The sequence below is a fragment of the Paraburkholderia sediminicola genome (genome assembly GCF_902859805.1).
Lineage (GTDB): Bacteria > Pseudomonadota > Gammaproteobacteria > Burkholderiales > Burkholderiaceae > Paraburkholderia > Paraburkholderia sediminicola.
On record NZ_CADIKC010000008.1, the window covers coordinates 255,287 to 270,295 of the forward strand.

The window sequence follows — 15,009 nt, forward strand, 5'->3', positions numbered from 1 at the left end:
ATCGCCTTCCGGCGCTACCGTTATCAGATCAGCCGGGCTGCTGCTGCGTGGTGCAGTGAATCCCACCACCACCTGCGGCGACGCCGTCGATATTCAGTTGAACCACATCCCGGCCGGGAAACAGATCCACGAGAACATCGCGCGTATTGCGGTCTGCTTTACTGTCGCCGAACTGCGGGGCGATCACCGCGTGGTTGCACACATAGAAGTTGATGTAGCCGGCCGCGAACTGGTCGTTTTCATACGTGTGGCGCACGGTCGTCGGGCCTTGCAATACCACCACCTTCAATGGGCGGCCCTTCGCGTCGGTAGACTTGCGCAGGATCTCCAGATGGCGCATCGTCACCGCGTGATCGTAGGAAGCCGGATCCGGATCGAGCCCGGCAACCACGACACCCGGGCTCGTAAAGCGCGCGTAGAAATCGGTATGGCCGTCGGTAATGTCCTTGCCTGCAATGCCCGGCAGCCAGATGATTTTCCGCAACCCGAGCAAGCGCGACAATTCCGCTTCGCACTGCGCCTTGCTGAGACCCGGATTGCGATTGGCGTTCAGCACACAACTCTGCGTGATGATGGCCGTGCCCTCGCCGTCCACTTCGATGCCGCCGCCTTCCAGCACCAGACGCGTTGCAAGCAATGCCGCCCCGGCCCGATGCGCAACGAACGCCGCGACTTCCGCATCCTGTTCGTGCTCCTGCTTGTCACCCCAGCCATTGAAGTTAAAACCCACCGCGCCGAGCCGGCCCGAGGATCCTTTGACAAACACGGGTCCGGTATCGCGCATCCACAGGTCGTCAATGGGTTGAGGCACGAGCTCGACCCCGGCGCCGCACAGGCGGGCGGCGATGTCGTGGTCCTCTTCCCGCACCAGCATTTTCACCGGCTCGTGCGCCGCAATGGCCTTCGCAATGCCGGCCAGATTCTCCCGGACCACGGGCAGCAGTTTGCCGCCCCAGATTTCCTCGCTGGGGCCGAACGCCATCCAGGTCGCGGCATGGGCGCCGCCTTCGTCCGGCATCTGCCAGTTGTCGCTCTGCGCGAGCGCCACCCTGCTGAAGCCACCGCCCAACGCGCCCGAAACCAGCGCGCCGCCGGAGGCCAGCAGTCCCCGTTTCAGAAAATGACGTCTTGTTGTCATGGAAAATACCTCAACCCTATCGGTAAAGCCTGATGCATAACGAGCCATTCAGGGTTTGCTCGCCTTGAGACCGAGCCAGATTCGACCCTCCAGACGAGCGGTAGCGGGCGCTTCAGCCACCGGCGTAAACAGCGTCCGCTTCTTTTGCTCATTCGGATAGATGTTCGGATTATTGACCAGCGCGGGGTCCATTAGCTTCAGTGCGCCCAGATTGGCGTTAGCGTACCGCGTGGCGTTGGAGATCTTCGCCACGACGTCCGGCCGCAGGATGTAGTTGATGAACGCATGCGCGTTGTCCGGGTGCTTCGCGGTCTTCGGAATGACCATGCCGTCGAACCACATCAGACTGCCCACGCTCGGGATGTCATAGACGATGTCACGCTTGCGGTCCAACTCCCGCGCTTTTTGCGAGGCCAGGTTGATCGCGCCGGAGTAGCCCACCATAACGCACAGTTCGCCGTCGATCAATTCGTTGGCGTTGGCCGAATCGACGAACAGATGGATATACGGGCGGGCTTTCAGCAGCATGGCCTGCGCGACGGCATAGTCCGATGCGCTCGGGTTCACCGGATCGCGGCCGACATAGCGCAGCGCCAACGGCAGCACCGTGCTCGCGGAGTCCTGCAAGCCGATACCGCAGTGCGCGGCGATACGCGACGCGATCGCCGGATTGAACAGCAGGTCCATGCTGTCGACGGGCATGTCCTTCCCGAGAATGGCGCTGACCTTGGCGCGGTCGTACCCCACGCCCACGGTGCCCCACATGTACGGAACGCCGTACTGATTGCCGGGATCGGACTGCGCCATCAATTTCAGCAGATCGGGGTCGAGATACTTGAGGTTCGGCAGCTTGCTCTTATCGAGCTTGCGGAAAGCGCCGGCCTGGATCTGCTTCGCCATGAAGTCATTGGTCGGCCATACCAGGTCGTAGCCACTGTCGCCCGTCATCAGCTTGGACTGCAGTGTTTCGTCGCTATCGTACGCGTCGTAACGGACCTTGATGCCGGTTTCCTTCTGGAAATCGGACAAGGTGTCAGGCGCGAAATAATCGCTCCAGTTGTACAGATTCAGTACCTTCTCTTCCTCGGCGTGGGACTGCCCGGCCAGCAGGCAAAGACAGAGTCCGAGACCGAGACCGGCAAAGGCCGGAACCCAATGTTTTTTCATCACGTATTCCTTAGCGATAGCATGAAGAGGCGCCGTCGCTCGTCAGCAGCGTGCGATACATTTCCGGGCGGCGATCGCGGAAGAATCCCCATGACTGTCTATCCGCGCGGATGGCGTCCAGATCGAACGTGTGCAGAAGAACGGTTTCGTCCGTGCGATTGGCTTCAGCCAGCTTCGCGCCCGTGTGATCCGCAATGAAGCTGGAGCCATAGAACACGCCGGCGAGGCCCTGTTGTTGCGGATTGCCGTTGCCGAAGCCGACTTCGCGGCCAATCCGGTTGGCCGTCACCACCGGCACCATATTGGCCGCGGCATGGCCCTGCATCGTGCGTTGCCAATGACCGGCGGAGTCGAAGTCGCTGCTGAACGGCTCGGATCCGATGATGGTCGGAAAGCACAGGATTTCCGCGCCCATCAACGCGAGGCTACGGGCCGTCTCCGGATACCACTGATCCCAGCAGATGCCGATGCCGATCTTGCCGAAGCGCGTGTCCCACACCTTGAAGCCCGTGTCGCCCGGCGTGAAATAGAACTTCTCCGTATAACCCGGGCCATCCGGAATGTGCGTCTTGCGATACACGCCGAGTACTGTGCCGTCGGCATCGGCGACGGCGATCGAGTTGTAGGCGGCATTACCGGCCCGCTCGAAAAACCCGATCGGCAACACGATGCCCAGTTCGCCGGCGAGCTTTGCGAAGCGGGCAATCCTGGGATTACCCGCGAACGGTTCGGCCAGTTCCAGATGCTGCACGTTCTGATCCAGACAGAAGTACGGCATCATGAAAAGCTCGGGGCACAACACGAGGTTGGCGCCCTGCGATGCGGCCTCACGGATCAAACGTTCCGCCGTGGCCATATTGTCTTCAAAGGTCCAACTGCCCGATGCCATTTGCACCGACGCTACGGTGATGTTTCTCGACGACATGTGAAGGTTCCTTCGTTCGGATCCGCTCTGGATCAGTTGGCGGTGACGTCAGTGGTGACAGCGGGCTGCTGCTGCGTCGAGCAATGAATGCTGCCGCCGCCGATCGACAAAGTGGGAATCGGCAGCAACTCCACGCGCCGCCCCGGGAACGCCTTGGCAAAGACCTCGCGTGCGGCCTCGTCCTGCTCTACGCCAAACGCGGTCGAGATCACCGCGCCGTTGACCAGAATGTAGTTCGCGTAGCAATCGCAGTAGCGCTCGGAGCCATAGCGTTCGCTGATGATCGGCGAGGGCAGGTCGAGCAGTTCAAAACGCCGGCCGGCAGCATCAGTGGCCAATTCCAGGGCGCGGCGATTCTCACGCATCACATGAAAGTAATCGCCCTGCACCGGACTCGCGGTCTGGCACAGCATCCTGCCCGGCGCGATAAACGACGCAATGCCGTCCACATGCCCATTGGTTTCCACTTCGTCCGGATTGCCAGGCAACCAGATAATCTTCTCCACCCCAAGCATGCGCCTGAGTTCGGCCTCGATTTCAACGCGGTTCATGTGCGGATTGCGGTTCGGATGCAGCAGGCAGCTTTCGGTGGTGACCAGCGTGCCCTGCCCGTCCACGTAAAAAGCGCCGCCTTCCAGCACCATGTGGGAATTGAAGATCTGCGCCCCGGCCGCGCGGGCGATGTCCTGCCCCACCTGCTGGCAACCGTCGTAAGGCTGGTATTTCTCGCCCCAACAATTGAAGCGGAACGCGGCGGCGCCCAATTGCCCACGCTCGCCCAGCAGAAAAATCGGCCCGCAGTCGCGCAGCCAGTTATCTTCTGCGGCAACGCTGAGAACTTCGACGCTGTTGCCGAGCAACTCGCGCGCGGCATCCGCCTGGCTGTGATGAGCGCTCACTACGCAACGCTGATAGCGGGCAATCGTCTGCGCGACCAGTGCGAATTCCCGGCAGACCCTGAGATAGTGGCTCCCCCATAGATCTTCACGGCCTTCCAGAATCGGCCATCCCAACCAGGTGGTGTCCATCGTTTCCCATTCAGCAGGCATCCGGTAGCCGTATTCGCGAGCGTCAAAGCGACTCATTCCTCTTTCTCCGTCGTTAGGTGGTGAGCCATTGTGATACGGGTTAAACTTGATGAAAAATGATGTTTATTGGTCAAATCAATCAACTTTTCTCATACCTCAATGCAACGCGTCCCCTCCCTGAAGCTGCTGATGGGCTTCGAAGCAGCCGCCAGACTGGGCAATTTCTCCCGCGCGGCCGATGAACTGCACCTCTCGCAATCGGCGATCAGCCACCAGATCCAGCAGCTCGAAGAGCAACTAGGGCAACCGCTATTTCGCAGAATCGGCCGTGGCGTCGAATTGACGGTCGCCGGCGAGGTGCTGCAACGAAGCGTGCAGCGCTCGATGGAAACACTGCGCAGCGGGCTCGGCCGGATCGCCACCTATCTGGACCCCGGGCTGGTCGTGCTTGTGTGTCCCGCGCCGTTGCTGCACGGCTGGCTGCAACCGCGTCTCGATCAATTGCGACAGGTGCTTCCCGATCTATGCCCACTGCTCTCCACCGACGAGAGCGCGCGTTATGTCGATGAGATCGACGTCGACATGACAATCGGCGCGCGGCCAATGCAACAGGCCGGCCTGCTGGAACTGCCGTTTCTGCACGACGAATGGGTGACCGTGTGCGCAACGGAACTGGCGGCAAAATTAGACCGCGTGCCGCGCGCCAAACATCATTTGCATACGGGTCTTATCTGCCTGGAAGAGAACCTGACCAGCGAGAGCACCGCGCCGATTTTCCGCGGGCAGCTATCGGCCTATCGCATGAACGCGATCTATGACGATCAGCGTCTGGTGCTGGACGCCGTACTGCGCGGGCGTGGCATTGCCTGCCTGTCCCGGCTCGTGGCGCAAGGCAGCATCGATCAGGGCGCTTTGACCATCCTCGCCGATTACCCGCGTTTGCCCGGTATGACGTGGTGGATATCGCGCGTGGCCGGAATGTCGCGCTCACCCGTCGTCGAGCAGATGTTCGAATGGCTACTGGCGCAAGGTAAAGAGGCCGATGCCGGCCGTGGTCCCGGCGCCTAGCGTGCATCAGGACCACAGCCGGCTCATTTACGCGGGAAGCTCTCTCGTCGTGCAATGAATGCCGCCGCCACCCGACGCAATCCCCGTAATGTCCACCTGAACGATGTCCCGCGAGCCGGCGTAGGGTCGGAGGGTCGCTATCGCGGCGGAGTCGGCAGCAGCATCGTTGAATTTCGGCACGATGATCGCGCCGTTGCAGGTGTAAAAGTTGACGTAACCGGCGGCGAAGTTCGTCAGCTGACTGTCGTTCAACGTGACACCGTTCGAGGTTCCATAATTTGCCGGCATGGTCAGCTCGATCAGTTGAAGCGTTCTCCCGCTCGCATCCGTTTGATTGTTCAAACGCTGCCAGTTGGCTTCGGTCAGCGCCCGCTCGCCCATTGAGTTCGACGCGTCGTAGCAATAGGCGACAACGCCGGGCGCCAGGAACTTCGCGTAGAAATCGACGTGCCCATTCGTGATGTCGGTTTCCTTGGCAGGCGTCGCGGCTCCGCCTCGGCCACCGGCTCCGCAGCCGCGCGGAAAGATCGCCGTGCCCGGAATCCAGATGATTTTCTGCACGCCCAGCGTGCGTTGCAATTCGGCCAGCACCGTGTCTTTCGCGGTCGGCAGAAGCGTAGCGTGAGCGACCACGCCGTTCGGAATGTTGAAAAGCTGCGGATTGCGGTTGACGTGCAGCACGGCGGATTCCGTGAGGATCGCCGTCGCCTCGCCGTCGAATTCAATCGCCCCACCTTCGAGCGTCAATGTGCTCTGAATCAGCGTCGCATTGTTCGTCTTCGCCATCCACCCCGCCAGCGTGTGGTCGTTTGCAAACGGCTGGAAAAATTTGCCCGCCTTGGATTTGTTGCTGCTCGCAGCAACCGAAGGCGGTACCGTCATCCCCGCGTTGAGGCTCAAACCGTCCGTATTCGCGTTGCCCCAGCCGCTGAAGTTGAAGCTCACGGCGCACAATGCGTTGCCGTTAGCCGTGTCCTTGACGAACAGACAGCCCGTGTCGCGCGTCCAGAAATCGTCGAAGCCATTGGCGAGCGGGATCAGATTGACACCGCCCACGCCCGTTCCGCGCGCCAGATAGTTCGCGTGGATGCCGGGATTCGCGCCGCTCGCCGTCGCCAGCAAGGTCTGCGCTGCGCTCAGATCGACGGGCAACACCAGCATGTTGACCGGCTCGTACGTGCCGATTGCTTTTGCCACATCCATGAGATCAGCGCGAACCCGCTCGATGCCCGCATCCGTGCTCTGTGGCGTGACCGGCGTCCAGATCCCTTCCGTTCCCGAGGCAAACGCCATATACGTCGCCGTATGGGATAAATTCTCGGCCGGCAGAAGGTACGCCGGCTGGTTTGCCGTTAAGCGGGCTGACGAGCGAACCGCCGCCGGATTCGAGGATGCATCGCCGCCTCCGCAACCCGCCAGCGTTCCCACCAACGACACGCCGAGCAGCGTGGCCGATCCCTTGATAAAGCCGCGGCGTGTCAGTGGCGAGTGAACGGGCGCCACGCACAACGGTTTGGTGCTTCTGTCTTTCATCGCATCTCCATGAGTGATGAGTCATCTGCGCGAGGCTTGATGACGGTGAATCTCCGGCACACGGCAAGTCGCGGCACCATCAGCGCGATAGCGCGGATAGCGCTGCGGTATGCCGTGCTAGAACGAATAGATAAACTGTGTGGCCAGCAGATCGTTGGAACTGCTGTAAGAGCCGTCGTTGCGCAGGAACACCTTGTTATTGGCCCAATCGTGCCGGTATTCGACTTTCACCGTGATCTGCGCGCTCGGGAAGAACAGCAGGTCGAGCGCGACGTCCTGACGATTCGAGCCCTTGCACTGCAGGCCCAACCCGCCGCTCGCCTGCGCATTGGCAAAGCAGTCCGCGCCGATGCCGAACCCGTTGTATGGATCGCGCCCCTGCCCGTTCAGCGCAACGCCGCCACCCCCACCGCCGTTCTTGCTGTCGGCGAGGAAGTCGTAGCGCAGCGTCGCGCCCATCCGGCCGACGCCTGGCAAGCTGAACTTGCGATGCGCGAGCAACGAGACGCCATACCATTGCGCCTGGCCGCCGTTGAATGCGGCGTTCTGCTGTTGGCCATAGTCGAGTTCGACGTTGTACTGAACGTCGGCGAGCTGGTAAGTCAGGTCGGCTTCCGAGAAGAAGAACGTGCCGAATCCGCTGGGCGCCTGACCGCTCACGCCGTAGCTCACCGCGCCGGTTGCCGGATTGATGGCGCTCGGCAAAGTCTGCCGGCCGATGTTGAACGACGCGCCGATATCGAGCGCGCTCGACCACGTATAGTCCGCGCGTGCCGTGAAGGTCGGCACCTTGTTGCTGGTTGTGATCGGATCGCCAAGCGCGTTCGTGCCGGTCTGCGTGATGGCGCCGTTGGTCCGGTACTGTTCATTGCCGAGCAGGAACTTCCACGCCCAATTACCCTTCGAGTAGTTCGCACCGAGGCCGATATAGCTGCCTGGATCGGAGAAGTCATACAGCAGGTTGTGGGTCAGCGTGAGCATCTGATTCGACTGCTGCACTTCGTAGCCGCCGAAGCTCGACATCAGGCCCGCGACGAAGGTCGTCGTGCCCGACAGCGGCACGCTGACAACCGCCGTATTCAGGATGTTGTTGCCGATCTGGCCATGCTCGTTCTGCAGCAGCGTAATGCCATTGCCGCGATTGGGCATCAGGGTGATTTCGGCCGACGGCGCCATCGGCCCGACGCCGAAAGTCTTCTTGATGTCGAGATACAGATCGCCGAACGTGCTGTTGAAGTAGCCGCCGGTGCTTTCATGGTTCGCGAACAGGAACGAGGAGCTGCCTTGCGCGCGGTTATACAGGTAGGTCGGATCGATATAACCCGTCACCGAGAGACCGGCAAGCGGCCCGGTGTTCGCTGCGTCTTCGAGCGAGTTCACCTTCAGTTGCTGATTGGCAAGCTGCTGCTTCATAGACGTGACGTCGTCGTTGGTCAGCGTCGCCTGCGCTTTGCCATAGGCGGACGATGAGACATCGACCGGTGCGGGTGCGAGCGTGGGCTCGGCTGCAGCCGGTTTAGCAGGCGGCTGCGTCTGCAATCGCTTCACCTCTTTTTGCAGCGCATCGAGCTGCGCCTGCAATGCCCGGATTTGCCCGGCCGTGGTGTCTGCAAGCGCGAGGCCGGGCAGACAGCCCGCCACCAGCAGACAAATCAATTTCTTTCTCACGCGAAGTCTCCTCGTTTGTTGTATTGCGATGAATCTGTCCATGCCCTGGCCGTCGCGAGCCTGCGTCTCACGGGACGCGCGCACGAACGCGCCCATGCGAGGCTCGCAAAGCGGCTCACAAGACGTACTGCGCTCAGGAAAAGGGTGTCCGCGCGCTATGGGCGCAGACGGGCTAACGTGGCGGTGGCTTCAGACAGCGCGGCGATCAACGCCCGCTGAAACCACGCTGCTCGACGCCGATCGACACGGTTAACGACCGGCCTTGAGTTGCGCCCAAAGGCGGTTTTCCAGCCGGACAATGTCGATAGGCAGCGGCTTCATCAGGGTCATCTTGCTCAGCACCTCATCGCCCGGATAAACGCTCAGGTCCTGCGACACGACCTGGTTGACGAACGGCCGCGCGGCACGGTTCGCGGTCGGGTAGAACACTTCGTTAGTGATCGCCGCGTTGACCTTCGGGTCTTCGATATAGTTGATCCACTTCATGGCCGCTTCGGGATGCGGCGCGTCCTTCGGGATCACCATCACGTCGAACCACAGCAGGCCACCTTCCTTCACGTTCGAGAAACGAATCTCATAGGACCGTTTCGCCTCGGCCGCGCGCCGCCGCGCAATGCCCACGTCGCCGGACCAGCCGACGGCCACGCAGACGTCGTTATTCGCGAGGTCATTGATGTAGCCAGAAGAATTGAACTGGGTGATGTAGGGCCGCACCTTCTTCAGCAGATCGAAGGCGGCCTGATAGTCGGCGGGATTCGAACTGTTCGGATCCTTGTGCAAGTACTGCAAGGCGCTCGCGAATGCGTCGGTGGCCTGATCGAGGAACGAGACGCCACAGCTTTTCAGCTTCGAAACGTTAGCCGGATCGAACACCAGCGCCCAGCTGTCGACGGGCGCGTTCTCACCCAGCGCTTTCTTCACTTCCTGCACGTTGTAGCCGATGCCATCGGAGCCGTACGCCCAGGGCACACCGTATTGCGCACCCGGATCGGCATCCGCGATCATTTTCATGAGTAGCGGGTCGAGATTCCTCAAGTTCGGGATTTGCGACTTGTCGAGCTTCTGAAGCATGCCGGCCTGAATCTGCCGCGCCATGTAGTTCGACGACGGCACCACGACGTCGAAACCTGAACTCCCTGCGAGAAGCTTGGCCTGCAGCGTGTCGTCACTGTCGTAGTTATCGTATTTCACGTGAATGCCCGACTCCTTTTCGAAGTTCGGGATCGTATCTTTGGCGATGTAGTCCGACCAGTTGTAGACGTTGAGTTCGGCATCGGCCGCCATCACCGGCGGCGAACAGAACAAAAGAAGTCCGATGATCGCAACAGAAGCGGCACCCGCGATCTCATGACGAAGATGACAAAAGCGCATTTTTATTCCCTTGAGGCAATAGATTGTCGTGAAGGAAGGCAGGAATGTAGATGCTTTCTATTCCTATCTATTTTGATGATCTGAATGGCGACGGAAATGGATGAAGATCGTTGCCCATGTGGTATCGCGTCTCCCGCTTTGCCGACGGGTGTGCCATTGTGGGTCGAACAATATCTGATGAGAATTGATGTTTTTTGCTTGGTTTGATCAATTTCTCTCATGTCTTTGGCAGCGGGCAGCCTTCGACACGGGTTTAGACACCCGTGTTCACCCACACCGCGACGAACCGGTGCGACAGTTACGGATTGGGATCGCCGAGACTGGCTGCGCGCAAACGGTCGAAATCGAGAATGGTGATTTCCCCGGATTTCAGGCTCACGATGCGTTCGCTTTCGAGGTTCCTGAGCAACTGATTCGTGGTTTGCCGCGACAGCGACACCATCGAAGCCAGGCTGTCTTGCGAAACCCTGATCCTGTTCTGCGAGGCGTTGAGACCACCATAACCGCTGGCGATCATGAGCAAGCGGTTTGCCACGCGCTGTGCCGCGGGCAACAGGGTCATCGCTTCGGCGTTCTCAAACGAAACTCGAAGTCTTTGCGCCATCAACAACGCAAAATCGCGCCAATAACGGGGCGTGGAGTCGAGCAGGTCCTGCAGCGCGGCCCCGGGCACGTGCAGCAACAACGTCCTGCTGACGGCGGTGGCGTCGTTCGGCCGCGGCAGCCCGTCGAACATTGAGATTTCCCCCACCCATGCAGTCGGTCCGAGCACCGCGAGCAACGCCTCTTTCCCGTCCATCCCGACTGTCCCGATAGCGAGTGCGCCGCCCAGCACGGCGTACAGGCCATAAGACTGTTCGCCGCGTCGATACAGGGATTGGCCCTTTTCCAGCGTAAGCAGGCTGGCATGGCTGATCAGATAGTCCCGCAACTCGACAGGCAGGCCCCGGAACCACGGGGTCGTTTCGAGTTGTGACCGGTAGCGGTGCAGGCTGGATTCCATGGGCGCGTCGACCTGTCGGGTATCCGACAGATTTTAGGCGGGTTCGCGAACATCATGTGGATGCGCATCTGACGACGCAATGACTTTGGCCCCTGCCGCCCCTGCAGCACCGCGGGCGCAAAATGAGCGAATTCGCAGGGCGCTATTCTGTGTTGTTCCGGGTTATTCCAGGTTGTTCCCTTGCTTGAACCAACGAATAAGGAGTGTCGACGTGGCCTCATCTGCTGTCAGTCTGAAGAACGACGTTTCACCCGCCGAATGGGAAGCGCGAGTCAATCTCGCGGCCGCGTACCGGCTCACGGCGCTGTTTGGGTGGGACGATCTGGTGTTTACCCATATCTCGGCGCGCGTACCGGGCCCCGAACACCATTTCCTGATCAACCCGTACGGCATGATGTTCGACGAGATCACCGCGTCTTCGCTGGTCAAGATCGGTCTCGACGGCCGCAAGGTTGCCGAATCGCCGTATGACGTCAATCCGGCCGGCTTTACGATCCATAGCGCCGTGCATGCGGCTCGCGAAGACGCCCATTGCGTGATGCACACTCACTCGGTCAACGGCGTTGCCGTGTCGGCGCAGGAAGCGGGATTGCTGCCGCTCTCCCAGCAGTCACTCGGTGTGCTGGCATCGCTCGGCTACCACGACTACGAAGGCATCGCGCTCAATGAAGCCGAGAAGCCCCGCCTCGTTGAAGACCTCGGAAGCAACACGTACCTGATGCTGCGCAATCACGGCCTGCTGACGGTTGGCGCGGCGCCGGCGGACGCCTTCGTCGCCATGTACTTCTTTGAAGCGGCCTGCATGATTCAGGTGCGCGCCCAGTCGGGTGGCGGCAAGCTCACGTCCATCCCCGAGCCGATTCTCGCCGGCATCAAGGACCAGATCCGGATGGCGACGCGCGGCCTCACGCCCGGCGCGCTGGTGTGGCCTGGGCTGTTGCGCCGGCTCGATCGCCGCAACCCTGGATATGCGGACTAACGCTGTCCGTTCGCAAGATGTCCGGCACACGATGGCATATGCCGGACAAACAGCATAAGCATGTATTAGGCGTCATAGGCCGCGTTTGGCAATTCAACGCAACGCGGATGTAATCTGGTAGGTCACGTGAGAACCTGTATGGCAAAGATCTTTATCTACGGCGCCGGCTCAATCGGTTGCTATGTCGGCGGACGGCTTCTTGCCGGAGGGAGCGACGTCACGTTCATAGGACGTGCACGCGTGGCCGACCAGTTGCGCAATCAAGGCATCACGCTGTCGCGGCACGACGATAGCCGCTGGCATGCCCCGTCGGAGCGCATCGACGTATCGACGGACGCGGCCAGCGCCGCCGCAGCCGATCTCGTGCTCGTCACCGTCAAGTCTGCCGCGACGCCCACCGCCGCGGCCGAACTGGCGAACGTGCTACGTCCCGGCACGATCGTCGTGAGCTTCCAGAACGGCATTGGCAATGCGGACGTGCTGCGCGCCGCGCTGCCACAGCACACGGTGCTGGAGGGCATGGTGCCGTTCAATGTCGTCGAACGCGGTCCTGGCGCGTTTCATCAGGGTTCAGCGGGAGAACTGGAGATCAGGCATGCGCCGGCTATGCAGCCGTTCGTCGAGGAGTTCAGGAGAGCGGGCCTGCCGCTGATCCAGCACGCCGATATGTTGCCGGTGCAGTGGGCGAAGCTGTTGCTCAACCTCAACAATGCCATCAACGCGTTGGCGAACCGGCCTTTGAAGGAGGAGCTCTCGCAACGCGCCTACCGGCTCTGCCTCGCGATGGCGCAGAAAGAAGCGCTCGCGCTTCTGAAGCAGGCCGGCATACGGCCAGCCAGAGTGACGCCGCTTCCAACCACCTGGATACCGCGTGTTCTGAGCGTGCCCGATGCATTGTTCGAACGGCTGGGTCGCGCGATGCTGACGATCGATCCGCTCGCGCGCTCATCGATGTCCGACGACCTGGCGGCCGGACGCGCCACGGAAATCGACTGGATCAATGGCGAGGTCGTGCGGCTTGCCCAACGCCTTGGGCAAACGGCGCCGGTCAACGCGCGGCTGTGCGAACTCGTGCGGGAAGCCGAACGAGCCAATGTGCGCCCTTCGTGGTCAGGCGAAGCATTGCTGGCTGAGATGCGGGCCGCAGCCCATACCACTTTGCCATTGCCTGCAAAAATCTGAACGCCGGCGCACGCGCATCGGGTCGCGGCCATGCCGTCAATGGAGTAGATTGATGACTTGGTCACGCCCCCCGGCGTCTGACCTGGGAGAGAATCATGAAAAATCGCTTCGTGGTTGCGCTGGCAGTCTTCGCAAGTCTTGCTGTGTCATTTGCATTTGCGCCGGAAGCCGTGGCACAGACACGCGCCCCCGGGACGAAGCAGATGCAGGACACGCAGCGGAAAGCCGAACACAAAGCGCGCAGTACACACAAAAAGACTCACCAGAACGTCGCGCCTCAAAAGGCCGGGAGCGCCGGGCCGGCATCCGCGCCCTAGTCTCCCCGGCCACAAGTCGGCCTGGCGGCTCAGCGGGTTATAAGCTCGCACCGAAACACGTTCGGTGCAAGCCTGAACATCACCTAGCGCAGCCGCACGATCGTCGACTTCAACTCCGTATACTTCTCGAGCGCGTGCAGAGACTTGTCGCGGCCGTTGCCCGACTGCTTGTAACCGCCGAACGGAAAATTCATGTCGTCGGCCCCTTCGTTGTAACCGTTGATCCAGACTGTTCCTGCGCGCAGGCGCCTCGCCACCTCGTGCGCAGTCGCCAGATCGCCGGACCATACGGCAGCCGCGAGGCCGTATTCGGTGTCGTTCGCGATGTGCACCGCTTCGTCCACGTGATCGAACTCGATCACGGACAGAACCGGTCCGAAAATTTCTTCGCGGGCAATTTTCGCATCCGGCTTGACCTCGAACACGGTCGGTTCGACATAGAAGCCGCCGGTCTCCTCCCTGACTCGCGCGCCGCCCGTCACCAGCCGGCCTTCCCGGCGGCCTGCATCGATATAAGCCGCCACGCGCTCGAACTGGATACGATCGACGACAGGCCCCATCGTCACCGACGGATCGAGCGGATGACCCGGCTCATAGGCGCGCGCAGCGGCGGCCACCTTCGCGACAAAAGCGTCCTTGATATCCCGATGCACGAGGAGCCTCGAACCCGCCGTGCACACCTGGCCCATGTTGAAGAAAATCGCGTCGGCCGCCGCCTTCGCTGCGCGATCGAGATCGGGGTAGTCAGGCAGCACGATGTTCGCTGACTTGCCCCCGAGTTCGAGCCACACCCGCTTCAGGTTGGATTGCGCGGCGCATTCCATGATCTGCCTTCCCGTTCTCGTCGAACCGGTGAACGCAATGCAGTCGACGCCATGATGCAGCGCGAGCAACCTGCCCGGCTCAGCGCCGCCGGGCACGACATTGAATACGCCCGGCGGCAGGCCTGCTTCGTGCGCCAGGCGGGCGACGCGAATCGCTGTGAGCGGCGATTTCTCGGAGGGTTTGAGCACCACACTGTTACCGGTGGCAAGCGCCGGGGCAAACTTCCACGCCGCCATCAGCAGCGGGAAGTTCCACGGCACCACCGCCGCGACGACACCCACGGGCTCGCGTGTCACGAGACCAACGAGATGATGGTCGGCCGGCACGACCTCACCGCCCATCTTGTCGATCGCCTCGGCATACCATTCGACGCAGTGCGCAGCAGCCGGTATGTCAATGGCCGTGGTGTCACCGATCGGCTTGCCTGCGTCGAGTGTTTCGAGCAAAGCCAGCTCGTCGAGGTGCTCACGCATCAATGCAGCCCAGCGCAGTAGCACAGCCTTGCGATCGCGCGGATTCATGCCTGCCCATACCTGCGTGTCGAATGCCCGACGGGCCGCCGTGACGGCCGCGTCGACATCTGCTTCACCGCAATCAGCAACACGGGTCAGCACGCGGCCATCGATCGGACTCGCACAGGTGAATGTCCTTTCGCTGTGCGCGTGGCGCAGCGTGCCATCGATAAATGCACGCCCTTCGATTTCTATGCCGGCGGCTTTGTCCTGCCAGTCCGAGAAAGTTTTCTTATTCATCAGGATGCCTATATTCAGAGTTGTTCGACAGGCACACCGCGTGCCTCGTTACC

Annotated in this window: 12 protein-coding genes; 3 read left to right on the forward strand and 9 right to left on the reverse strand. The window is 61.2% G+C overall.

Annotation, left to right across the window (positions count from 1 at the left end; all coding sequences use genetic code 11):
- Positions 1 to 28: 28 nt before the first annotated feature.
- The 4 genes from R8871_RS26325 to R8871_RS26340 are packed head-to-tail and all read right to left on the reverse strand — an operon-like array spanning position 29 to position 4,315.
- Positions 29 to 1,138 carry an agmatine deiminase family protein gene (locus R8871_RS26325; RefSeq protein WP_175053084.1) on the reverse strand — a complete coding sequence of 370 codons (1,110 nt, stop codon included), beginning with the start codon at positions 1,136 to 1,138 and terminating at the stop codon, positions 29 to 31.
- A gap of 48 nt (positions 1,139 to 1,186) precedes the next feature.
- Complete coding sequence (locus tag R8871_RS26330; RefSeq protein WP_175053085.1) at positions 1,187 to 2,305, reverse strand: polyamine ABC transporter substrate-binding protein; 1,119 nt, start codon at positions 2,303 to 2,305, stop codon at positions 1,187 to 1,189.
- Between the two features lie 10 nt (positions 2,306 to 2,315).
- Positions 2,316 to 3,230 carry an N-carbamoylputrescine amidase gene (gene aguB, locus R8871_RS26335; protein WP_175053086.1) on the reverse strand — a complete coding sequence of 305 codons (915 nt, stop codon included), beginning with the start codon at positions 3,228 to 3,230 and terminating at the stop codon, positions 2,316 to 2,318.
- Positions 3,231 to 3,262: 32 nt separating this feature from the next.
- Positions 3,263 to 4,315, reverse strand: a complete 1,053-nt coding sequence (locus R8871_RS26340) for an agmatine deiminase family protein (RefSeq protein WP_175053087.1) — start codon at positions 4,313 to 4,315, stop codon at positions 3,263 to 3,265.
- 102 nt (positions 4,316 to 4,417) lie between these two features.
- On the opposite strand from R8871_RS26340, the gene R8871_RS26345 reads away from it, so the two are divergent.
- Positions 4,418 to 5,326, forward strand: coding sequence for a LysR family transcriptional regulator (locus R8871_RS26345; RefSeq protein ID WP_175053088.1), 909 nt, complete (start codon positions 4,418 to 4,420; stop codon positions 5,324 to 5,326).
- A gap of 27 nt (positions 5,327 to 5,353) precedes the next feature.
- On the opposite strand, the gene R8871_RS26350 is transcribed toward R8871_RS26345, so the two are convergent.
- The 4 genes from R8871_RS26350 to R8871_RS26365 form a co-directional block, all read right to left on the reverse strand.
- Positions 5,354 to 6,859, reverse strand: a complete 1,506-nt coding sequence (locus R8871_RS26350) for an agmatine deiminase family protein (protein ID WP_175053089.1) — start codon at positions 6,857 to 6,859, stop codon at positions 5,354 to 5,356.
- 117 nt (positions 6,860 to 6,976) lie between these two features.
- Positions 6,977 to 8,527, reverse strand: a complete 1,551-nt coding sequence (locus R8871_RS26355) for a DUF3138 family protein (protein WP_175053090.1) — start codon at positions 8,525 to 8,527, stop codon at positions 6,977 to 6,979.
- A gap of 249 nt (positions 8,528 to 8,776) precedes the next feature.
- Positions 8,777 to 9,898, reverse strand: coding sequence for a polyamine ABC transporter substrate-binding protein (locus R8871_RS26360; protein ID WP_175053091.1), 1,122 nt, complete (start codon positions 9,896 to 9,898; stop codon positions 8,777 to 8,779).
- 298 nt (positions 9,899 to 10,196) lie between these two features.
- Entirely contained in the window at positions 10,197 to 10,901 is a 705-nt protein-coding gene (locus tag R8871_RS26365; RefSeq protein WP_175053092.1) for a Crp/Fnr family transcriptional regulator, read from the reverse strand.
- Between the two features lie 211 nt (positions 10,902 to 11,112).
- Between R8871_RS26365 and R8871_RS26370 the strand changes: the two genes are divergently transcribed.
- On the forward strand, positions 11,113 to 11,880 hold the full coding sequence (locus tag R8871_RS26370; RefSeq protein WP_175053093.1) for a class II aldolase/adducin family protein: 768 nt from the start codon (positions 11,113 to 11,115) through the stop codon (positions 11,878 to 11,880).
- Between the two features lie 138 nt (positions 11,881 to 12,018).
- A complete protein-coding gene (locus tag R8871_RS26375; protein WP_175053094.1) occupies positions 12,019 to 13,062 on the forward strand; it encodes a 2-dehydropantoate 2-reductase in 1,044 nt (347 codons plus the stop codon).
- Between the two features lie 400 nt (positions 13,063 to 13,462).
- On the opposite strand, the gene R8871_RS26380 is transcribed toward R8871_RS26375, so the two are convergent.
- Positions 13,463 to 14,956 carry an aldehyde dehydrogenase gene (locus R8871_RS26380; RefSeq protein ID WP_175053095.1) on the reverse strand — a complete coding sequence of 498 codons (1,494 nt, stop codon included), beginning with the start codon at positions 14,954 to 14,956 and terminating at the stop codon, positions 13,463 to 13,465.
- Between the last annotated feature and the right edge of the window lie 53 nt (positions 14,957 to 15,009).